General features: G+C 72.7%; 8 protein-coding genes. 5 read left to right on the top strand and 3 right to left on the bottom strand.

The features are described from left to right. The first annotated feature begins 140 nt into the window (after positions 1 to 140). Complete coding sequence (locus OHS70_RS01810) at positions 141 to 15,692, top strand: non-ribosomal peptide synthetase (RefSeq protein ID WP_328392889.1); 15,552 nt, start codon at positions 141 to 143, stop codon at positions 15,690 to 15,692. Continuing rightward, positions 15,689 to 15,898 (top strand): MbtH family protein, encoded by a 210-nt coding sequence (locus tag OHS70_RS01805; RefSeq protein WP_328392887.1) that lies wholly within the window; start codon positions 15,689 to 15,691, stop codon positions 15,896 to 15,898. Before OHS70_RS01810 ends, OHS70_RS01805 begins: the two co-directional genes overlap by 4 nt. Here the strand turns inward: OHS70_RS01805 and OHS70_RS38955 are convergent. The 3 genes from OHS70_RS38955 to OHS70_RS01795 all read right to left on the bottom strand — a co-directional run bounded on the left by OHS70_RS38955 (position 15,838) and on the right by OHS70_RS01795 (position 20,414). Beyond that, the gene (locus OHS70_RS38955; RefSeq protein WP_443062719.1) at positions 15,838 to 16,302 is read right to left on the bottom strand and encodes a sensor domain-containing protein; all 465 of its coding nucleotides are present in this window, start codon (positions 16,300 to 16,302) and stop codon (positions 15,838 to 15,840) included. The genes OHS70_RS01805 and OHS70_RS38955 overlap by 61 nt on opposite strands. Before the next feature lie 495 nt (positions 16,303 to 16,797). Then, entirely contained in the window at positions 16,798 to 18,570 is a 1,773-nt protein-coding gene (locus OHS70_RS01800) for an ABC transporter ATP-binding protein (RefSeq protein WP_328392885.1), read from the bottom strand. 146 nt (positions 18,571 to 18,716) lie between these two features. Then, a complete protein-coding gene (locus OHS70_RS01795; RefSeq protein ID WP_328392883.1) occupies positions 18,717 to 20,414 on the bottom strand; it encodes an ABC transporter ATP-binding protein in 1,698 nt (565 codons plus the stop codon). 235 nt (positions 20,415 to 20,649) lie between these two features. On the opposite strand from OHS70_RS01795, the gene OHS70_RS01790 reads away from it, so the two are divergent. From OHS70_RS01790 to OHS70_RS01780, 3 genes are read left to right on the top strand one after another with little or no spacing between them, the layout of a single operon-like run. After that, complete coding sequence (locus OHS70_RS01790) at positions 20,650 to 21,684, top strand: FecCD family ABC transporter permease (protein WP_443062549.1); 1,035 nt, start codon at positions 20,650 to 20,652, stop codon at positions 21,682 to 21,684. Next, positions 21,681 to 22,787: a FecCD family ABC transporter permease gene (locus OHS70_RS01785; RefSeq protein ID WP_328392879.1), complete on the top strand. Its 1,107-nt coding sequence runs from the start codon at positions 21,681 to 21,683 to the stop codon at positions 22,785 to 22,787. The genes OHS70_RS01790 and OHS70_RS01785 overlap by 4 nt, the downstream gene beginning before the upstream one ends. Then, positions 22,784 to 23,668: an ABC transporter ATP-binding protein gene (locus OHS70_RS01780; RefSeq protein ID WP_328392877.1), complete on the top strand. Its 885-nt coding sequence runs from the start codon at positions 22,784 to 22,786 to the stop codon at positions 23,666 to 23,668. The genes OHS70_RS01785 and OHS70_RS01780 overlap by 4 nt, the downstream gene beginning before the upstream one ends. Positions 23,669 to 23,678 lie beyond the last annotated feature (10 nt).

The following is a 23,678-nucleotide window of genomic DNA, read 5'->3' as shown; positions in this document are numbered from 1 at the left end:
CAACCGCGCCCGTCCGGTGGCCGTCCGGGCGGGCGCGGCTTGCGGTACCCGTACGCCATGGACGAGACAGCGCGCCGCACGGCCGGCGCCGAGCAACGACCCCTTCAATGACGCACCACCCAGGAAAGGCCACGCGAACGATGTTTGATGCCGAGTCGGACCGGACACCCGCTGCCGGGACACCCGTTACCGGCGGGCAATCCGGCATCTGGCTTGCCCAGCAGATCGAGCCCGACAGCTCGGCCTTCAACGTCTCCTTCACCTTGGAACTGCGCGGGGACGTCGACCTCGACCGCCTGGCCGCGGCCTTGCGCCAGGTGAGCGAGGAGGCCGACTGCCTGCATGTGCGCATCGGCGACGAGGACGGGAGTCCGCGCCAGTGGCCGGAGCGGTACCCCGTCGAGGTCCCCGTCGTCGACCTGCGCGACGCACCCGATCCCGAGAACGCCGCCTGGGACTGGATGGAGGCCGACCGGAACACTGCGGCCGGACTCGTGGCGCACGGCCCGCTGTTCGCCCACACGTTGATCCGTCTCGCGGACGACCGGGTCCTGTGGTGCCAGCGCTATCACCACATCGTCATCGACGGAGTGGGCGTGGCACTGATCTCCCGCAGGGTCGGCGAGCTCTACACCAACGGCGAACCGGCCGGGGCCGTCGACTGGTCCGTCACCCGGCTGCTGGACTCCGAGCTGGCCTACCGGGCATCCGAGCAGTACCGCACCGACCGGGCGTACTGGCTCGAACGGCTCGCCGACCGGCCCGAGCCGGTCCGTCTTGTGGAGCGCTCCTCGACCCTGATATCCCGCCGCTACCGGCGCACCACGGAGCTGTCGCAGCAGGACACCGCCCGGCTGTACGCATCCGCGGCGGACGCCGGCGTACGGATGTCCCGGCTGCTGGTGGCTGCTGTGGCCGCCTACGTGCACCGTGTCACGGGTGCGCAGGACCTCGTCCTCGGGCTGCCCGTCACCACCCGCCAGGACACCGAGGCGATGGACGTCCCCGGCATGGTGTCCAACATCCTGCCGCTACGGCTGCGCGTCCACGGGGGCATGACCCCGGCCGAGCTCATGACCCAGGTGCGGGCCCGGATCGCCGAAACGGTCGCGCACGCGCGCTACCGGGGTGAGGACCTGGCCAGGGACCTGGGCCTGGCCGAGGGAGTCGCGGAGCTCGTCGGTCCCACGGTCAACATCCTGCCCGGCACCGACTGGCTGCGCTTCGGCGACCACACCTCCGACCTCCGTCCCCAGTGGCTGGGCCCGGTGAGCGACCTGGCCATCACCGTCGGCGAGTCGCTGCGCGGCGCGGTGCGGATCCTGTTCGACGCCGACGCGGAGGTGTGCGACGAGGAGACGCTGGTGGACCACCAGCGCCGCTTCGGTATCCTCCTCGACGCCTTCGCCGAGGAGACCGGCCGCCCCATCGGTCGTATCGAACTGGCCTCTGCCGAGGAACGCGCCCAGCTGCTCGGTGAGTTCGGCGTGGCGCCCCGCGAGGTCCCCGAGCTGTCCTGGCCCGCCGCCTTCGAACGGCAGGTGCTCAGCACCCCGGACGCCGTCGCCCTCGTCTGCGAGGACCGGGAGATGACGTACACGGAGCTCAACGCCGCGGCGAACCGTCTTGCCCGGCTTCTCGCCGCCCGGGGCGTAGGCGGTGAGCACGTCGTGGGCGTCGCGCTGCCGCGCTCTCCCGAACTCGTCGTCTCCCTGCTGGCCGTGATGAAGGCAGGGGCGGCCTATCTTCCGCTGGACGCGGACCACCCGCAGGACCGGATCTCCTACATGCTGGACGACGCGGGCGCGCACCTCGTCCTGACGACGCGCGCGCTGTCCGCCGAACTGCCGGACGCGCCGGGCGTCGAGCACCTGCTGCTGGACGAGCCGTCCGTCACTGCCGAGATCGCCGCGCTCGACGCCTCGAACCCGGACGTCCCCGTCGTCCTGGACCAGGCCGCCTACCTCATCTACACCTCGGGTTCCACCGGCCGGCCCAAGGGCGTCGTCGTCTCGCACGACGGAGTCGGCAGCCTCATCGCCACCGCCACCGACCGCATCGGCATCACCGCCGACAGCCGTGTCGTGCAGTTCGCGTCCGTCGGCTTCGACGTGACGGTCTGGGACCTGATCATGGCGCTCTGCGTCGGCGGCCGGATCATCGTCGTCCCCACCGAGCGCCGTGTCGCAGGGCCCGCCCTCACCGACTACATCGCACGCCACCGCGCCACCCACATGATCCTGCCGCCGTCGCTCGTGTCGGCGCTGCCGCAGGAGTGCGAGCTTCCCGAAGGCGCCGTGCTGATCGTCGGCACCGAGGCGGTGCCCGGCGAACTCATCGCCCGCTGGTCCGGACGCCTCCAGGTCGTTGTCGCGTACGGACTCACCGAGGCGACCGTCAACTCCACGCTGTGGATCGCCGACCCCCACCGGCCCGGACCCGCGCCCATCGGCGAACCCGACCCCAACACCCGTACCTACGTGCTCGATTCGGCCCTCCGCCCGGTCCCGGTGGGCACCGAGGGCGAACTGTACGTCGCCGGTCGCGGCCTCGCCCGCGGATACCTCGGCAGGCCGGGACTCACCTCGGAACGCTTCGTCGCCGACCCGTACGGCGCGCCCGGCGCCCGGATGTACCGCACCGGCGACCGGGTTCGCTGGACCGGCGACGGCAACCTGGAATTCCTCGGTCGCACGGACGGCCAGATCAAGATCCGCGGCCACCGCATCGAACCCGGCGAGATCGAGAGCGCCTTCATGGCCTGCCCCGGCATCGCCCAGGCCGCCGTCCTCGTCCGCGAGGACCACCGGAACGTCAAGCGGCTCGTCGCCTACGTCGTGGCAGAGGCCGGTACGGACGCCGGCACCGTGGTCGCGCAGGCACGCACCCGGATCGCCGAGGCCCTGCCGGACCACATGGTCCCGTCCGCCCTCGTGCGTCTCGACGGGCCCCTGCCGCTGACCCCGAACGGCAAGCTCGACACCCGCGCCCTCCCCGCGCCGCGGTGGACGGCGATGGGCGGCGACGACGCGCCCTCCACGCCCGCGGAGTCCGCGCTCGCCGGGCTGTTCGCCGACCTGCTGGGCCTGTCCTCGGCAGGCGTCCACGACAGCTTCTTCGAGCTGGGCGGTGACAGCATCGTCGCGATCCAGCTGGTCAACCGCGCCCGCGAGGCCGGTCTCGCGATCACGCCCCGCGATGTGTTCCGCCACCGCACCGTCGCGGCGCTCGCCCGGCTCGTCGGTGACGTGCCCGTTGCGCCGGAAGGGACGGGCACCGCGCAGGACGCGGCCGGCGGCCTGCCCGTACCGTTCTCGCTCGTCGCTCTGAGCGACGACGAGCGGGCCGAGTGCGCCGCCGCCGTCCCGGACCTTGTGGACGTCCTGCCGGCCACGCCGCTCCAGGAGGGCTTCTACTTCCACGCCTCGACGGACGACACCGGCGCCGACGGCTATGCCGTCCAGGACACGGTCGAACTCGCCGGCGACGTCGACCCCGAGGCCCTGCGGGCGGCCGTCCAGGGCCTCCTCGACCGCCATCCGCTGCTGCGGGCCGCCTTCCACCAGCTCCCCGACGGCCGGATCGTGCAGCTCATCGGTGAGCGCGTCACCGTGCCCTGGAGCTACACCGACGTGTCCGGACACGACACCGACGGGGCTGCCGACGGCATCGCGGCCCAGGAGCGGGCCGAGGGCTTCGACCTCGCCGCCGCCCCCCTGCTGCGGGCGGCGCTGATCCGCTACGGCACCGAGCGCTCGCAACTCGTACTGACGCTGCACCACATCGTCGTCGACGGCTGGTCCGTCTCGCTGCTCATGCGGGAGCTGCTGGCCGGCTACCGGCGCGGCACACAGGCCGGCACTTCCACGCCGGACCAGACGTACCGGGGGTACGCCGGCTGGCTCGCCGCCCGCGACCGGGACGGCGCACTGGAGGCGTGGCGGCACACCCTCGCCGGTTTCGACGGCCCCGCCCGGCTCCCGGTGCGTGGCACCGACGGCGAGGAGGGGCGGACCGGCACGGTCACCGTGGAGCTGTCCGCGGAGGAGACCGCCGCCGTCGCGGAGCGTTGCCGCCGGCAGGGGCTGACGCTCGGCAGCGTCGTACAGGGAGCCTTCGGCCTCCTGCTCGGTGATGTCACCGGCTCCCGCGACGTGGTCTTCGGCACCACCGTCTCGGGTCGCCAGGCTGCCGTCGAAGGCGTCGAGACCCTGGTGGGCCTCCTCATCAACACCCTTCCGGCACGGCTGCGCTGGCAGCCCGAGCAGTCACTCACCGATGTCCTCGCGCGCTTCCAGGACGAACAGGCCGAGCTGTTGGACCACCAGCACGTGGGGCTCGCCGAGATCCAGCGCGCCGTGGGACGGGGAGACCTGTTCGAGGCGCTGGTCGTGGTCGAGAACCTGCCCGAGGCGGGCGAGCCGACCGATCCGGCGGGTCTGGTCCGGATCACCGGTTCGCATGTCCAAGACGCCGTCCACTACCCGCTGGCCCTCACCGTCCTGCCCGGCGAGCGGCTCCGGCTGCGCCTCGACCACGACCCGGCCCGGCTCGACGCCGCGGCGGCCCGCCGGTTCGCCGGCCGGCTCGCGGGCGTTCTGGACCAGCTCGTCACCGACCCGCTCCGGCCGGTGGCACAGCTCGCCATGGTCACGGCCGAGGAGGAGCGCACCACCCGTGCCGCGCTGACCGGCTCCGGCCGTGCCCTCCCCGGCGACACCCTGCACCAAGCCTTCACCCGGCAGGCCCGCCGCACCCCGGACGCGATCGCGCTGGTCCACGACGCCGGGCGGACCACGTACGCCGAACTGGACGCGAGGGCCGAGATCCTGGCCCACCGGCTGGTGGCCCAGGGTGTGACCCCGCAGTCCGTCGTCGCCGTCGCCGTGCCGCGCTCCGCCGACACACTGGTCGCCCTGCTCGGCGTGCTCAAGGCCGGCGCCGCCTACGTGCCGGTCGACGTCGGCTACCCGGCCGACCGGGTTCGGTACATGCTCGCCGACTCCGGTGCGCGGACGGTCGTCGCCACCGAGGAGTCCCTGACCGGGCTGCCCGAACTCGACGGAGTGACCCCCGTCGTCCTCACGCGGGACACCACCGCCGCTCCGGTCGCACCCGTCGCCGTGCCGGTGCACCCGGACAGCGCTGCGTACCTCATCTACACCTCGGGCTCCACGGGCCGGCCGAAGGGCGTCGTGGTCACCCACCGCGCGGTCACCGGTCAGATCTCCTGGACCGCCGAGCGGTTCGGGTACGGGCCGGGGGAGCGGGTCCTGCACCAGTACTCGACCAGCTTCGACCCGTCGGTACTGGAGATCTTCACCCCCCTGCTCACCGGCGGCACCGTCGTGATCGCGCGTCCCGACGGACACCGCGACCCCGCGTACCTCGTCGAGCTGGTCCGCCGTGAGCGGGTCACCACCGTCGACCTCGTGCCGTCCCTGTACGGGGCGCTCCTGGCGGAGGACGACGCGGGCGAGTGGTGGACGACGCTGCGCCGTGCCTTCAGCGGCGGCGAGGCACTGCCCGTGCCGCTGGCCCGGCGTTGGCGGAAGCGCACCGGCGTACCGCTCTTCAACGTGTACGGCCCCACAGAGGCCGTCATCCAGGTCACGAGCTGGGAGGCCGGCTCCGCCCCCGAGGAGGGCGGCACCGTCCCCATCGGGCGACCCGTGTGGAACACCCGCCTCTACGTCCTCGACCGCCACCTCCGCCCCGTCGCGGAGGGCGAGCCGGGTGAGCTCTACATCGCGGGGGATCAGCTCGCCCGCGGCTATCACGGACGCGCCGCGCTGACCGCGGAGCGCTTCGTCGCCGATCCGTTCGGCGTACCGGGTGGGCGGATGTACCGCACCGGAGACATGGTTCAGTTCAGTGGAGACGGCGTGCTCACCTACTTCGGGCGCACCGACCACCAGGTCAAGATCAGGGGTAACCGGGTGGAGCTCGGTGAAATCGAAGCCCGACTGCGCGAGGTTGCGGCGGTCGGCGGTGTCGCGGTCGTGGCCCGCGACGATGAGCGGGGAGTCAAGCAGCTGGTGGCCTATCTGGTACCGGCCGCCGGCGCGGACCTGGACACCGAGGCCGTACGGGACGCGCTGAGCGGCGTCCTGCCCGCGCCCATGGTGCCCAGTCACTTCGTCCGCCTGGACACCCTGCCCCTCACGCCCGCCGGCAAGGTTGACCACAAGGCCCTGCCCGCGCCGGAGGCCCGCAGGCGACAGGGCCGTACCGCACCCGGGGGCCACGAGAGTCAGCTGTGCGCCATCTTCGCCGACGTCCTCGGTATCGACGCCGTCGACGCCGACGAGGACTTCTTCGTCCTGGGCGGTGACAGCATCCTGTCCATGGCCGTCTCCAGCCGCGCCCGCAAGGCCGGTCTGCAGATCAGCCCCCGCGACGTCTTCGAGCACCGGACCCCAGCGGCCCTCGCGGCCACTGTCACCGGCGCGCAGGACACGCCCGCGGCCGCCGACTCCGACGGCGTCGGGGACATCACGCTGCTGCCGATCGTGCACCAGCTCCGTGAGGACGGCGGCACCATCAGCCGCTTCAACCTCTCGATGCTGCTGCAGGCGCCCGCCGCCGCCGACACCAAGAAGCTGACGCACGTCCTCCAGAGCGTCCTCGACCACCACGACGGCCTGCGGCTCGTCCTCACCCGCATGGACCTCGGCCCGGTCGTCCCCGCCCTGTGGTCCGCGCGGACGACGGCCGCCGGCTCGGTGGACGCCGCCGCGCTGCTGCGCCGCGTCGACGTACGGGACCTCGACGACGCCGCTCTCCGGGCGGCCATCGGCGAGGAGTCCGACGCCGCCGCCGACCGCCTCGACCCCGACAGCGGCGTCATGGTCCAGGCGGTGTGGTTCGACGCCGGTGCGGACCGGCCCGGCCGCCTGCTGCTGGTCGTCCACCACCTGGTGGTCGACGGCGTGTCCTGGCGCGTCCTCCTCGGCGACCTCGCCTCCGCATGGGACGCCGTCGCACGGGGAGACAAGCCCGCGCTGGAGCCGGTACCCACGTCCCTGCGCCGGTTCGCCCGCGAGGCCGCCGAGCAGGCCACCTCCCCGCAGCGACAGGCGGAACTCCCGTACTGGGCCGCGACGTTGGCCCCCGGCGCCGAGCTGCTGCCCGGAGCCACCCGTACCGGAACGGCCGGCGCGGCACGGGAACACACCGTCACCCTGCCCGCGGACGAGACCCGTGCCCTGCTCACCGCCGTGCCCGCCGCGGCAGGTGCCGACGTCACGGAGGTCCTGCTTGCCGCGCTCCGCCTCGCCGTCACCCGCTGGCGCGCCGAACGTGACGGCGGCCCGGCCCTCGACGGCGACGTGCTGGTCGACCTGGAGCGGCACGGCCGCGACGGCACCGACGCCGACCTGTCCCGCACCGTGGGCTGGTTCACCGGCCTCCACCCCGTACGCCTGCCCGCCGCCGGCGACCCGCTCGACGCGCTGAAGCAGGTCAAGGAGTCCGTGCGGTCCGCCCATGATTCCGGCGCCGGATACGGCATGCTGCGCTACCTCAACCCGCAGCTCGCCGCAGTGTTCGCCCAGCTGTCCACCGCACAGGTGCTGTTCAACTACTTCGGACGCCTGCCCGCCGAGCAGACCCGCGACTGGGCGCCCGCCGTCGAGTCCGACGCGCTGCGCGTCGGGCCCGACGCCGACCTCGCCATGCCGTACCCGCTCCAGGTCAACGCCGTCTGTGCGGAGACCCCGCAGGGCCCCGAGCTGCGCGCCACCTGGACGTGGCCGGACGGCAACGCGCTGACCGCCGAGGACGTCCACACCCTCGGCCGCGCCTGGGCCGACACTCTGCGCGAGCTGATCGCCCGGACCGGCACGCCCGGCGCCCGGCCGTCCCTCACCCCGTCGGACCTGCCCCTGGTCGCCCTCACCCAGGCCGACATCGACCTGGTCGAGCGGGTCAGCCCCGCGCCGGTGGCCGACATCTGGCCGCTGTCGCCGCTGCAGGACGGCATCTACTTCCACGCCAGCTACGACACCTCGGCCCTCGACGTCTACACCGCGCAGGACACCTTCGACTTCGACCACCGGCTCGACGCCGACCGGCTCCGCGCGGCCTGTGCAACCCTGCTGCGCCGCCACCCGAGCCTCTGCGCCGGCATTACGAGCGACGGCCTGCCCGAGCCCGTGCAGTTCGTCTGCCCGGCCGATGAACTGCCCGTGCCGCTCACCGAGATCGACCTCACCGCCCTGACCGGGCAGCAACGGCAGGCGCGGCTCGCCGAGATCTCCGACACCGACCGGCACACGCGGTTCGACCTGGCCGCGCCGCCGCTGTTCCGGCTCACCCTGATCCGGCTCACCGACACCACCGACCGGCTGATGCTCAGCCACCACCTCGTCGCATGGGACGGCTGGTCCCAGTCCCTCTTCCTCGACGAACTGCTGGAGCTGTACGCGGCGGCCGGCGACGACAGCGCCCTGCCCGCCCCCGGCAGCTACCGGGACTACCTGAGCTGGCTCGCCGGCCAGGACTTCGACGCCGCCCGGGAGACCTGGCGGCGAGCCCTCGCCGGACTGGACGAGCCCACCCTCGTCGCCCGCGAGCGAGGTGACGAGCCGACCATCCCGCGCCGCCGCACGCTCAGCCTCGGCCGCGCGCTCAGTGACCGGCTCCGCAGCTCCGCCCGCGAGCACGGGCTGACCATCAACGCGGTGCTGTCCGCCGCGTGGGCGCTCGTCCTGTCCTCCACGGTCGGCCGTGACGACGTGGTGTTCGGCGCCACTGTCGCCGGGCGCCCCGCGGACGTGCCGGGCGTCGACACGACGATCGGCATGTTCCTCAACACCGTGCCCCAGCGGATCACCCTCGATCCCGCCGAGCCGGTCGGCGACCTGCTGCGCCGCATCCAGACCGAGCGGGTCACCCTGATGGACCACGAGTACCTGGGGCTCGCCGAACTCCAGCGCGCAGGGGGGCACTCCACCCTCTTCGACACGCTGTACGTGCTCCAGAACTTCGCCGACGAGGGCGGCTTCCGCCGGCTGACGGAGCGGCACGGCATCAGCGGTGTGGGCAGCGTGGACGCCACCCACTACCCGATGACGCTGATCGTCAACCCGGCGCAGAGCGTCCAGGTCAAGCTGGAGTACCGCCCCGACCTCGTCGACGACGAGCGGGCCACGGCCACGCTGGACCGCTTCGGCGCCCTCGTGGAGCGCCTCATCGGCGACCTCACGACGCGGGTCGGCGCCCTCGACCTGCTGCTGCCCGGCGAGCGGGAGTCCCTCACCGGCACCTGGGCGGGCAGCCGCGAGCCCGTCCCGAACGAGACCGTCGCCGACATGCTCGCGGCCCAGGTCGCCCGCACCCCCGACGCGGTGGCGCTGGTCTTCGGAGAGCGCGCCCTGACGTACGTGGAACTGGACGCGCACATCAACCGGATCGCCCGGCTGCTGCTCGCCCGCGGCGCGGGCCCGGAGAAGGTCGTCGCGCTCGCGCTGCCCCGGTCCATCGACATGGTCGCCGCCCTGTTCGCCGTCCTGCGCACCGGCGCCGCGTACCTGCCGCTCGACCTCGACCACCCCGCCGACCGGCTGCGGCTGATGGTGGAGGACACCGGTCCGCTGTGTCTGGTGTCCACCGAAGCCGTCGCCCCGACCCTGCGCGGGGACGCCGTTCCCGTCGCCCCTGAACTCCTGCTGGACGATGAGGCCGTGGCCGCCGAGCTGGCCGCACTGCCCGGCGGCGAGATCACGGACGCCGAGCGGCCCGCGTTCGCCCACGACGTGCCGGACCGCCTCGAGCACCCGGCGTACGTCATCTACACCTCCGGCTCGACAGGTCGGCCCAAGGGCGTCGTCACCCCGTACCGTGGCCTGACGAACATGCAGCTCAACCACCAGAAGGAGATCTTCGACCCGGCCATCGCCTCCGCGGGCGGGCGACGGCTTCGCATCGCGCACACCGTGTCCTTCGCCTTCGACATGTCCTGGGAGGAACTGCTCTGGCTCGTCGAGGGCCACGAGGTCCACGTCTGCGACGAGGAGCTGCGCCGTGACGCCGAGGCACTGGTCGCCTACTGCGACCGGCACCGCGTCGACGTGGTCAACGTGACACCCACGTACGCCCAGCTGCTCATCGAAGAGGGTCTGCTCGAGCGGGACGAGACGGCAGGGAAGCACCGCCCGGCGCTGGTCCTGCTCGGCGGTGAGGCCGTGTCCGACACGGTGTGGAGCCGGCTGCGCCGCACCGAGGGCACCTACGGCTACAACCTTTACGGCCCCACCGAGTACACGATCAACACGCTCGGCGGGTCCACCGCAGACAGCGCGACCTCCACGGTCGGCATACCGATCCGCAACACCCGCGCCTATGTACTGGACATGATGCTGCGGCCCGTCCCGCCGGGCTGCCCCGGCGAGCTGTACATCGGCGGCACCGGCCTGGCCCGTGGCTACCACGACCGGCCCGGCCTGACGGCCGACCGGTTCGTCGCCGACCCGTTCGGCGAGCCCGGCGAGCGCATGTACCGCACCGGCGACCTCGTGGTCCAGCGCCCCGACGGCCTTCTGGACTTCCTCGGCCGCACCGACGACCAGGTCAAGATCCGCGGGTACCGCATCGAGCTGGGTGAGATCGCCACGGCTCTGTCCTCGCACCCCGACGTCGCTCACGCCGCCGTGGTCGTGAACGAGACCGCCGGCACCAAGCGACTGGTCGGCCATGTCGTGCCCGAGGCGGGCACCGAGTGGGGCGAAGCACTGGAGCGGCGGCTGCGCGACCACCTGAAGGCCGGCCTGCCCGACTACATGGTCCCGTCCGCGCTCGTCGCCGTGGACACGCTGCCGCTGACTGTCAACGGCAAGCTCGACATCAAGGCTCTGCCCGCCCCGGACTTCGGCGGCTCGGGCCCGAGCCGTGCACCCCGGACCCCGCGGGAGGAGACGCTCTGCGCTCTCTTCGCGGAGGTCCTGGGACTGCCGGAAGGCAGCGTCGGCATCGACAGCGACTTCTTCGAGCTCGGCGGCCACTCGCTGCTCGCCACCCGCCTCGTGAGCCGCGCCCGCACCGCCCTCGACGCCGAACTCGCGATCCGCGACCTGTTCGAGGCGCCCACCGTCGCCGACCTGGTGGAGCGTGCGGCCGCCTCGCACGGCGCCGCCCGCCCGGCCCTGACGGCCGGGGAGCGGCCCGACGAGCTGCCGCTGTCCCACGCCCAGCAGCGGCTGTGGGTCATCCAGCAGATCGAGTGCACCTCGGCCGCGTACAACTTCCCGCTGGTCATGCGGCTGCGCGGGGTCCTCGACCGGGAGGCGTGGGCAACCGCCCTCGCCGATGTGACGGCACGCCACGAGGCGCTGCGCACCGTCTTCGCCGAAGGCGACGGCCAGGCTTTCCAGCGGGTGCTGCCCGCCCAGGAAGCGCGGCCAGTGGTGGAGTATCTGACCGCCACCGAGGACGAGGTGCCCGGTATCGTCGACGCGGCCGTCAGCCGGCCGTTCGACCTTGCCGCCGAACTGCCACTGCGCGCCACGGTCGTGGAGGTGGCGCCGGACGACCACGTCGTCGTGATGCTGCTGCACCACATCACCACCGACGAGTGGTCGGACCGCCCGTTCCTGGGGGACCTGGCCACCGCCTACGCGGCCCGACTCGACACGGGCGAAGCCCCCGACTGGGAGCCGCTGCCCGTCCAGTACGCCGACTACGCGCTCTGGCAGCAGCGGCTGCTGGGGGACCCCGCCGACCCCGACAGCCTGGCCGCCAGGCAGCTGGAGTACTGGCGTACGACGCTTCAGGGTGCCCCGGAGGAGCTGGAGCTGCCCACCGACCGGCCACGGCCCGCGCGCCCGGCGTTCTCCGGCGCGGAGCTCGACATCGAGTTCGACGCCCGCGTCCACGAGGGGCTGCGGCGGCTGGCCCGCGAGAGCGGCGCCAGCATGTTCATGGTGGTGCACGCCGCCGTCGCGGCGCTGCTGCACCGCATGGGCGCCGGAACGGACATCCCCCTCGGCTCGCCCATCGCCGGGCGGAGCGACGAGGCGCTGGACGAACTGGTCGGCTTCTTCGTCAACACGCTCGTGGTCCGTACGGACCTGAGCGGCGACCCCAGCTTCACCGAGCTGCTCGCCCGGGTCCGTGAGACGGACCTGGCCGCGTTCTCCCACGCCGACGTACCGTTCGAGTCCGTCGTCGAGAAGCTCAACCCGACCCGGTCCCTGTCCCGGAACCCGTTGTTCCAGGTGATGGTCGGCTACCACGCCCGCACCGGCGACGAGCTGGAGCTGCCCGGACTCGGCGTGGAGTACGTGCCGTTCCGGATCAGCTCCGCCAAGTTCGACCTCGTCTTCAGCTTCACCGAGCACACCTCCGCCGACGGCGACGCCGACTCCCTCGGCTGCCGACTGGAGTTCGCCACCGAGCTGTTCGACCAGGACACGGCCGAGCGGATGGGCGATCGCCTCCGCAGGCTGGTGGAGGCCCTCGTCACGGACCCCGGGCAGCCGCTGTCGCAGGCGGAGATCCTCTCCGCCGAGGAGCGGCGGCTCGTCCTGGAGGGCTTCAACGGCACGGCTCGCAAGGTCGACGAGGCGTCTTTGCCCGCGCTGTTCGCCCGGCAGGTCGCCGAGCGGCCCGACGCGGTCGCCGTCGTCGAGCGCTCCCGCTCGGTGACGTACGCCCAGCTCGACGCGCGCGCCAACCGCATCGCGCGGCTGCTCGCCGCCCGTGGCGTCGGCGCCGAGAGTGTGGTCGGTGTGGCGGTGCCCCGCTCGGTCGACATGGTCGCCACGGTGGTCGCCGCGCAGAAGCTCGGCGCCGCGTTCCTCCCGCTCGACCTGGTCCACCCCGGAGACCGCCTCACGTACATGATCGAGGACTCGGCCGCGGCCCTCGTGGTCGGCACCGAGCCGGTCGCCGGGAAGATCCCGGACGCGCCGGGTGTGTCCGTGGTACTGCTCGACGCGCCGGACATCGCGGCGGAGCTGGACGCGCTGTCCGACGCGGCCGTGGACGGCGGGCCGGCCGGTCCTGACCAGGCCGCGTACGTGATCTACACGTCCGGTTCGACCGGCCGCCCCAAGGGCGCGGTCGTCCCGCACGAGGGCATCTCCAGCCTGGTCGCCACCGCTGTTGACCGGATGGGACTGGAGCGTGACAGCCGTGTGCTGCAGTTCGCGTCGATCGGCTTCGACGTCTTCGTCTTCGAACTGGCGATGGCGCTGTGCCACGGCGGTCGGCTGGTCCTGATCACCGACGAGGCCAGAGTCGCCGGACCGGCGCTCACGGACTTCCTGGAGGACCAGCGGATCACCCACATGATCCTGCCGCCCTCCCTGGTGTCCGCGCTGCCGCCGGGCTGCGAACTGCCTGAGGGATCGACCGTCCTGGTCGGCACCGAGACGGTGCCGCCGGACCTGTTCGAGCGGTTCGGCGCCACAGCCCACCTGATCTGCGCCTACGGGCTCACCGAGGCAACGGTCAACTCCACACTGTGGCCGGCCCGCGAGCACGGCGGCCGCCCGGGCGGCCGGGTGCCCATCGGCCGTCCCGACCCCAACACCCGCTGCTACGTGCTCGACGAGCACCTGCGCCCCGTCCCGCCGGGCGTGGTGGGCGAGCTGTACGTCTCCGGGCGCGGCCTCGCCCGCGGCTACCTCGGCAAGGCCGCACTCACCTCCGAGCGGTTCGTCGCCGACCCGTTCGGCGCGCCGGGCAGCCGGATGTACCGCACCGGTGACCGGGCCCGCTGGCGCGTGGACGGCAACCTCGACTTCCTCGGCCGGGTCGACACCCAGGTGAAGATCCGCGGCTTCCGCATCGAGCTGGGCGAGATCGAGGCGGCCCTCGCCTCGCACCCGTCGGTCGCCCAGGCCACCGTGGTGCCCGACCGCGAAGGCGACATCGTTCGGCTGGTCGGCTACGCCGTGCCGGAGACAGGGGAATCCGTGTCGCAGGCGCTGGACCCGCAGGAGCTGCGCGCCCATGTGGCCGGGCTGCTGCCCGAGTACATGGTCCCCGCCCTCGTCGTGCCCTTGGACGGCCCGCTGCCACTGACGCCCAACGGCAAGCTGGACAGCAAGGCGCTGCCCGCGCCTGACTGGACCGCGATGACCGGCGACGCCCGCCCGGCCACCGAGACGCAGGCCCGCCTCGCCGAGCTGTTCTGCGAGATCCTCAAGCTGGACAGCGTCGGCGTGCACGACAACTTCTTCGCACTCGGAGGCCACTCCATGGCGTCGATGCGGCTGCTGGGCCGCATCCGCGCCGAGTTCGGGGTCGAGCTGAGCATCCGTGACGTCTTCGACGCGCTGACCGTCGCCGGTATCGCCGGCAAGCTGGAGGGCGCGGCCGCCGCCCGTCCCGCGCTGCGCGCGGCCGAGGGCGGTCCGGCCAAGGACGGAACGCCCCTGCCGGTGGCGCCCGTCCAGCGCCGGCAGTGGGAGTCGTACCGCCGGAGCCCCGGATTCGACCACGCGCTGGTGCTGCGCTCCCCGGGCGGTCTGGACGCGGACACGGTCGCGGCGGCACTCGCCGACGTGGTGGGTCGCCACGAGCCCCTGCGCACGGCGTTCACCGAGCGGGAGGGCACGGTCGTCCAGGAGCCGGCGCAGAGCCCGGCGCTCACCGCGGAGCGGTGTGCGGACCTGGACGCCCGGCTGGCGGAACTCGCTGCCCAGGCGCCCCGCCTGGAGCGGGACGCCCCTCTGCGGGCCCACCTGCTCACGGACCGGGACGGCAGCCAGGCCCTGCTGCTGACCATGCACTACCTCGCGGTGGACGAGTGGTCCGTGGTGCCGCTGTTCCGCGACCTCACCACGGCCTACGCCGCCCGCGCCGAGGGCCGGGCACCGGACTGGGAGCCGTTGCCGGTGACGTACGCGGACTACACCCGGTGGGCCCATGAGGTACTGGGCGACCTCACCGCTCCGGACAGCCGGGGCGGCCGGCAGCTCGCGTACTGGCGGCAGACGCTGAAGGACGTACCGCAGCGGCTGGCCCTCCCGGGGGACGGCCCGCGCGGCACCGCGGCGCCGGCCGCGTCCGGCGGACGCCCGGGCGACCATGTGGGCTTCGTTCTCGACGAGGAGCTCCACGCGGCCGTGGACCGGCTCGCAGGGGCCACCGGCACCAGCATGTTCATGGTGCTGCACTCGGCCCTGGCGGCCCTGCTCACCGCCCACGGAGCAGGCACCGACCTGCCCATCGGTACGATGGTCGCCGGCCGCACCGACGACCAGCTCGCCGACCTGGTCGGCTGCTTCCTCAACACGGTCGTCCTGCGTACCGACACCGCCGGCGACCCGACGTTCGCGGAGCTGCTGACCAGGGTGCGGGAGACCACGCTGAGCGCGCTGGACCGGCAGGACGTCCCGTTCGACGAGGTCGTGCGGACCACCGGACTGCCGCAGGAGGGACCGCAGGTCATGGTGATCCACCACGAGCAGGCGGACCTCGGGCAGTTGGAGGGCGGCATCGGCTCGTTCCATGCCGTCCCGACCGGCACCGCGCGGGCCGAGCTGATCCTCAGCTTCTACGAGCCGCGCGGCGAGGGCCCGGTGCACTGCGAACTGATCCACTCGACCGACCTGCTCGGCAGCGCCAAGGCACGACGGCTCGCCGACGAACTCCAGACCCTGCTGCGCACCGTGGCAGCCGACCCCGAACAGCCGCTCTCGGAGCTGTTCACCGTTAAGTCCCTGAGGAGTGACAACGCATGACCACCAACCCGTTCGAGGACCCGCAGGGCCGCTTCCTGGTACTCGTGAACGACGAGAACCAGCACTCGCTGTGGCCGTCGTTCGCCGAGGTGCCCGCTGGGTGGCGCACGGTCTTCGGCGAGGACACGCGCGAGGCGTGTGTCGCCTACGTCGAGTCCCACTGGAGCGACCTGCGCCCGGCGAGCCTGGTGGCCCAGCAGGGCTGACACAGGGCAGACCGCCGAGAAGTCCGCCGCCCGCGGGGAGTTGCCTCCCCGCGGGCGGCGACGTGCGTCGGGCGACGCCGCCGGTGCCTGCACCCGGTCGGGCACGACGAGCGGGTGTCGGGCATGCTCTGCGGCGCGGACTCGTTGCCGGACCGTAGGGCCGGGCCCCCAGCGGTGCTCGGACCGTGTTCCACATCGACGGCGGCCGGGTGAGCCGGAGCTTGAAGCCGCCGAGGGAGTCGTCGGGTACGCCGACCGCGGCCGCACCGCTCTGTCCTGCCGATCGCCCGGGCACCGACCAGCGCGCCGGCGAGCACGGGCAGACCGACCACGGTGACCGACAGAACGACGGCCGTGCAGATCACGACGGTCGCGTAGGCGAAGCCGACCAGCGGCGCCGGCAGGTCGGCCGGCAGATGCGCGGTGGGCTGCGGTGTCCACGGCTCGGGACGGAGCCGGCCGACGCCGTGGCCGACGCGAGTGGCGAACCGCGCCGACTCCGCCGGCGGTCGGGACGGTCCGGGTGGCGCACTCCGTCGTGGACGGTGAAGTCGGATCGGTGTTCGTCAGGTTGCCCATGGACGTGCCGCGGGGCCGGTGCTCGCTGACCTCGGCCTGTCCCGGGACCTGTGTAGCTTCGTCACCACCGCGTTGGGTGTCCGAGAGGCGCGGCTGAACAGCCTTTCGGAGGCGGCGTCGGTGTCGGGACATGGGGCCTGGTGCCAGAGTCGCCGTGGAACGCAGGAACGCAGGAGCCGTGCCGGCCGGCAAGGCCTCTGGAGACGGCCTCTTCCCACCCGTCCGGCATCCGACGCCACACGGCAGTCAGCGTCTGCCTATGACGGGGCGCCGCAGTCACGGGCTTCCCACGTGACTGCGGCGCCGGACGGGTCCCAGGGCTACTGCCGGCTGTCGGACCACGCCGTCCACAGCGCGGCGTAACGGCCGCCCGCCGCGATCAGTTCGTCATGTGTGCCGGTCTCCACCACACGGCCCTGGTCCAGGACGACCACACGGTCCGCGGTCGCCGCCTGCGGGAGCCGGTGGGCCACCATCAGCCCCGTACGGCCCTCAAGCGCCTGTAGAGCAGCGGTCTCCAGGACATGGGCGCCCGCGCTGCCGGCGTCGGCGGTGGCCTCGTCCAGGATGGCGATCGGCTGATCGGCGAGCATGAGGCGGGCCAGGGCCAGATGCTGGGCCTGGGTCACGGTGAGCGTGTGCCCACCCTCCCCGACGACCGTGGCGAGGCCGTCGGGGAGCGCCTCGGCCCACTCCAGGGCCCCCACCCCGGCCAGTGCCGTGCGCAGTTCCTCGTCCGTGGCGTCCGGCCGGGCCAGCCGCAGGTCCTCGGCCAGCGGGCCGGCGAACACATGCACCTCCTGGCTGATCAGCGTCACCGCGCGCCGTACGCCGGCCGGGCCCAGCTCCCGGGCGTCGACTCCGCCCAGGGAGATCGACCCGCCGCTCGGCTCGTGGACGCCTGCGATGAGCTTGGCCAGAGTGGTCTTCCCCGCCCCGCTCGCGCCCACCAGGGCGACCCGCTCTCCGCTCCGTATCTCCAGGTCGACGTCGTGGAGCACCGGGTGGCCGGTGACGTACGCGTGGCTGAGGGCGGTGACCTTGACCGCGCCGTCCACCGGCGCGGCCCCGCTGTTGCCGGACTCGGGCTCGACGGGCAGGTTCGAGACGCCCACCAGGCGGGCGAGGCTCGCGCCCGCCGACTGCGCGTCGTCGATCAGGAAGAGCGCGGCGTTGATCGGGTTGAAGAGACCGTGGAAGTAGAGGGCGGCGGCGGTCGCCGTGCCGATGCTCACCGACCCGTGGTCGACCAGGAGGAAGCCGGTGACCAGCACCGCCGTCAGGCCGATGAACTCAGCGGCGTTGAGCCGGGAGAAAAAGCCGGAAACCAGCCGGATGCCACGCAGCGCGAGGTCGACGGCATCCCCGGACCGCTGCTCCAGCAGCCGTGCGTGCCGGTCGCCCAGGCGGAAGGCGCGTACGGTGCGCACGCCCCCGACGCTGTCGAGGAGTTGGTGCTGCAGCGCACCGCTCGCCACCCGGTGCGCGCAGTACACCTTCGCGGCACGCGGGATGTACCAGCGGACCGTGAGGACGTGGACGGGAACCGCCAGCAGCACGGCGAGCAGGAACCGCCAGTCCAGTACGGCGAGTCCGACGAGCGTCAAGGCGATGGTCAGGAGTGCCCCGGCGAGCTCGGGCAGGGCCTGTCGTACGGCCTTGGCGATGACGGTGACGTCGCCGGTCACCCGCGACGTCAGGTCGCCCGACCCGGCCCGCTCGACGCGCTCGAGCGGCAGCCGCAGCGCGCGTGCGATGAACTGCTCGCGCAGGCTCGCGAGGACCGTCTCGCCGAGGCGGGCCACCAGGGAGGCGCCGACAGCGGTGGCGACCCCCCTGGCCAGGGCCACGGCGAGGAGCAGCACCAGTGGCACGGTCAGCGCGCCCGCGCCACGCCGCGCCACGACCAGGTCGACGATGCGGCCGAGCAGAGGAGCCGTCAGGAGCCCGACGCCCGTGCCGACGACCAGCACGGCCGCCGAGGCCAGCGCCAGCAGCCGGTGACGGCGCAGCAGCGCCGCTACGACGGCGAGGGTCTGGGCGCCGGTGGCGGTGGGGAGCAGCTCACGATCGTCCGTGGCAGGTCCGCTCATCTCACGTCCTTCTTCGCCCCGGCCGGGGCTGTTTCGGCCGGGGCCGGTCGCGCCGGGCCGGTTCGCGTTCGGGGCGCTCGTACCGGGTCCGTTCGGGAGCCGGCCGTCGCGGGGCTCGATCACGGAGGGGCGGTTCACCTGGTCCGTCATGCCAGCACCGCCGCACGGTACGCCTCGTCGGCGGCGACCAGTTCCAGGTGGCGGCCTTCCGCCGTCACCGCGCCGCCCTCGAGCACCAGGACCCGGTCGGTCGCGGCGAGCAGGGCCGGGCTGGTGGTGACGAGAACGGTCGTGCGGCCACTCCGGAGCTCCCTGAGGCGTGCTGCGATACGTGACTCGGTGACCGTGTCGACGGCGGTCGTCGGATCGTGGACGACGAGGACGGGGGGATCGGCGGCGAGTGCCCGTGCGAGCGCGACCCGTTGGCGCTGACCGCCTGACAGTGACCGCCCGCGTTCGGCGAGCAGGGTGTCCACGCCTTGGGGAAGCGCCCGTGCGACGTCGTCCGCCGCCGAGGCGGCCAGAGCCCGTTCGACGTCCTTCTCGGTGGGGTCCGTGGCGGCCCGTACGTTGTCCAGGAGGCTGCTCTCGAAGAGGGCGGCGTCGTGGTGGGCGACCAGGACCGCCCGGCGGACGGTGTCGGGGTGCAGCTCTGTCAGCGGCACTCCGTCGAGTTCGACCGTGCCTTCGTCGGGATCGAGCTCGCGGCCCAGGCACAGCAGGAGGTCGTTCGCCACGGCCGAGTCCTTGGCGACGATTCCGACGAGGCTGCCGGGGGCGATGTCGGCATCCATCCGGCGCAGCGCACCAAGGGCGACACCTCGCAGGCGGAGGCGACCGGTCACCGGCTGCGGGAGGGTCTTCTGCCCGGCTGCCACAGCCGGTGGTGAGGCGAGGATCTCGGCGACGCGGTCCGCAGAGGCCCGCCCCAGCGCGAACTCGCCGTTGACGTAGGTGAGCAACTGGAACGGGCCGAGCAGGTACTGGGCGAGGCCGACCGCCGCCACGAGGTCACCCACGCTGATCGAGCCGCGCATGGCCAGATGCGCGCCCACAAGGCCGATGACCGCGATGAAGACGCCGGTCAGCGCGAGGATCGCGCCGTCGTGCCAGGCCCTGCTGCGGGCGGCGCGCAGGGCGGCGGCCAGCGACTCCTGGCTGGTCCGCCGGTAGCGGGACACGGCGGCGGGCTCGGCCCCGATGCCCTTCAGGACGCGCAGGCCGGTGACGAGGTCGGCGGCGACGCCCGAGGCGTGGGCGGCACGTTCCTGTTCGGCCTCGCTGCGCCGTTCCAGCGGCCGGCTGATCACATGGCCCAGCCACAGGAGGGGCGGGACCCCGAGCAGGACGAGGAGCCCCAGGGGCACCGATATGCGCAGCAGGGCAACGGCGCTGACGGCCAGTCCGGCGAGCGCCGAGACCGCGTACGGCAGGGCTGCCGCGACGGCGCCCACCCGGGCGGCGTCGCCGGTGGCGACGGCGGTCAGCGCGCCGGGCAGCCGGCCCCTGTCGGCTCCGCCCCGAGGGTCGAGCACCTTGGCGCCGAGATCGAGCCGGATGCGGTGGGCCGCGTGCTCGCCGGAGCCGTCCGTGATCCTCGCGGCGGTCCGGTAACACGTGGACAGGACGAGGAAGAGCACAGCGAGAGCCAGCAGCCAGCGCCAGAGCGCGGACGTGGATCCTGTCGCCACGGCTTCGTCGATGACCATGCCGATGACGACCGGCACCAGTGCCTCGCAGCATTGGTGGGCCATGCCGAGCGACGACGCCGCGACGATTCGGCGGCGCTGGCCCCTGATCGCTCTCCGGAGAACGTGGCCCCCCGTCAGTTCTCCATCGAGCATGCGGTACCTCCACAAAGGTGGTTGGCTAGTTAGGTAAGGCTACTCTAATCGTGGGTCCGTTCCTGCTGGTCGGCCGTGACCCTGTCCGCACGTTGACCTCCCCGCTTTGTTCGGTTAGCCTCACCTAAGTCGTGAGTTGCCGTCCGTATCTCACATCTTCTGCATCTCGCGTGAACTGCCGCTAGGGGCCGGGGGGTTGTCTTTGTCGGTGGAAACCCAGGCGCCGCCCGGAAGGATGGAGCCGGCCCCGGTCGCACCCGAAGTGCGCCGGTCCGTGTCCGCGCTCCGGGGGCTCGGCCTGCTTCTGGCTCTCGCCGCTCTGGTCCTGGTCGGACTGCTCAGCGTCTGGCTCGGCACCAGAGGCATCCCTTTCACGTCGACGTGGAGCGTGCTGTGGAGCCCTGACGGGTCCGAGACCTCGGTCATCGTCCACGAGTACCGGATCCCGCGGACACTCCTCGGACTGCTCGTCGGTATCGCCCTCGGCCTGTCCGGCGCCCTGATGCAGTCGCTGACGCGCAATCCGCTCGCCGACCCCGGCCTGCTCGGGGTGAGCCTGGGCGCCTCCTCCGGCGTCGTGGTGGCCATCGCATTCTTCGGGATCGGCACCGCCCTCGGCTACGTCTGGTTCGCCTTCGTCGGCGCGGCCGTCGCGTCCGTGGTCGTGTACGTGCTGGGCTCGTCCGGACGGAAAGTGGCCACACCCGACCGGCTCGTGGTCGCGGGAGCGGCGGTGACGGCCGTTCTGTACGCCTTCAACTCGGCGGTCCTGCTGCTCAACCCGCGGGCCTTCGACCAGTTCCGCTTCTGGACGGTCGGCTCCCTGGCCGGCCGCAGGATGGACGTCGTCCTCATCATCCTGCCGTTCGTGGCCGTGGGGCTGCTCCTTGCCCTCGTGCTGGCGCCCGCGCTCAACGCGCTCGCCATGGGCGACCAGATGGGGCGGGCCCTGGGAGTCAACGTCAACAGGACCCGCATCCTGGGGGCCGTCGGAGTGGTGCTGCTGTGCGGCGCGGCCACCGCCGCCGCCGGACCGATCGGGTTCGTCGGCCTGGTGGTGCCGCACGTGGCACGGTTCGTCGTCGGACCCGACCAGCGGTGGGTGCTCGCCTACTCGATGCTGCTCGCACCGGTCCTGCTCATCGGGGCCGACGTCCTGGGCCGAGTACTCGGCGCCCCGGGCGAGGTCCAGGTCGGCATCGTCACGGCGTTCGTCGGTGCGCCCCTGTTCATCGCGCTGTGCCGCCGTCGAAAGCTGGTCATGCTGTGAGAGCCGTACGGGGGTCAGAGCCCTCCGTCTCCGACGCCGGCCCGGCCGCCGCGACGCCCCGCGTCGTCACGGGCATCGCTGTGCGCACCCGTTCGGGAAGGTTCTCCGTACGGGTCCAGGGCCGGGCCGTGGTCGCGTCCGTGGTCCTGTTCGCCGCGCTCGTGGCCGTCATGGCCGTCACACTGACGACGGGGGACTTCGAACTGTCCCTCGGCGAGGTGGCCGACGCTCTGATCGGCCGCGGCTCCGGAGCGGCCGACTTCATCGTCAACACCCTGCGGATGCCCCGGCTGGTGACCGCCCTGTGCGTCGGTGCCGCCCTGGCCGTGAGCGGCGCCATCCTGCAGAGTCTGACCGGCAACTCGCTGGGCAGCCCCGACATCATCGGCTTCACGAACGGATCCGCCACCGGAGCGCTGCTGGTCATCGTGGTCCTGCACGGCAGCATGACCCAGATCGCGCTCGGCGCCCTGATCGGCGGCCTCGCCACCGCCGCGGCCGTGCATCTGCTCATGGTGGGCCGGGCACTGCAGGGGTTCCGGCTCGTGGTCGTCGGCATCGGCGTCAGTGCCCTGCTCCTCGCCGTCAATTCGTACCTGATCACCCGGGCGACCTGGCAGGAGGCGCTCGAGGCTCAGGCGTGGCTGCTCGGAAGCCTGGGGAACCGGCTGTGGGTCCACGCGAACGCCATCGGGCTCGCCGTCGCGGTCCTGCTCCCGCTCGCCCTCCTCCTGTCCCGCAGGCTGTCCATGGTGGAGATGGGGGACGACACGGCGATCGCGCTCGGCGTCGACGTGGCCCGCACCCGGGCGGCACTGCTCGTGATCAGCGTCGCCCTTGCCGCGTTCGCCACGGCGGTGACCGGCCCGATCTGGTTCGTCGCGCTGGCCGCGCCGCAGCTGGCGCGCAGGCTCGCCCGGACGTCCGGTCCCGCACTGCTGCCGTCCGCCCTCTTGGGGGCCGTGCTGCTCGCCCTCAGCGATCTCCTCGTGCAGCGCCTCTTCGCACCCGCACTCCTCCCGGTGGGCACGGCGACCGGCACGATCGGCGGGCTGTACCTCATCTGGCTGTTGGTCACCGAGTCCCGAAAGAGCCGCGCATGACTGGAACGACGGAGACGACCGGGAGGGCCGGGACGGCCCCCGCGGGGCACCGGGCCCCCCGGCTGCGGGCCGAGGACCTGACGCTGTCCTACGACCAGCGCACCGTGGCCACCGGCCTCGGAGTCGACGTCCCGGACCACTCCTTCACCGTGATCATCGGGCCGAACGCGTGTGGCAAGTCCACTCTGCTCAAGGCGCTCGCGAGGATGCTCAAACCCCGGTCCGGACAGGTCTGCCTCGACGGCGCCGCCATCGCGTCGTACCGCTCCCGCGAGGTCGCCCGGCGCCTCGGGCTGCTCCCGCAGTCGTCGACCGCGCCCGGCGGGATCACGGTCGGCGACCTCGTGGCCCGCGGCCGCTATCCCCACCAGCGGCTGCTGAAGCAGTGGTCCGCAGAGGACGAGACAGCCGTGACCGAGGCGATGCGCCAGACCGGCGTGCTCGAACTCGCCGAGCGGCCCGTCGACGACCTCTCGGGTGGTCAGCGGCAACGCGTATGGCTGTCCATGGTGCTGGCACAGCAGACACCCATCCTTCTGCTGGACGAACCGACCACGTACCTCGACATCGCCCACCAGGTCGAGGTCCTCGAGCTGTGTGCGTCTTTGCACGCACGGAAGGGACACACGATCGTCGCGGTTCTCCACGACCTCAACCAGGCGTGCCGCTACGCCACCCATCTCGTGGTGATGAGGGCGGGCGGCGAGGTCGCCGCCGAAGGCGATCCCGCGACGATCATGACCGCTGAGCTCGTCGAGGACGTGTTCGGCCTGCCCTGCCGGATCATCGACGACCCGGAGACCGGCACTCCTTTGATGGTGCCCGCCGCCCGAAAACGCCCCTTCATCGCCGCCGACACCGCCGTGGCCGACAGACTCTAGGGACGGAAGC

This window comes from Streptomyces sp. NBC_00390 (genome assembly GCF_036057275.1).
Classification (GTDB): Bacteria; Actinomycetota; Actinomycetes; order Streptomycetales; family Streptomycetaceae; genus Streptomyces.
Note: the sequence above shows the minus strand (reverse complement) of the source record. Positions and strands in the feature narration are given on the sequence as shown.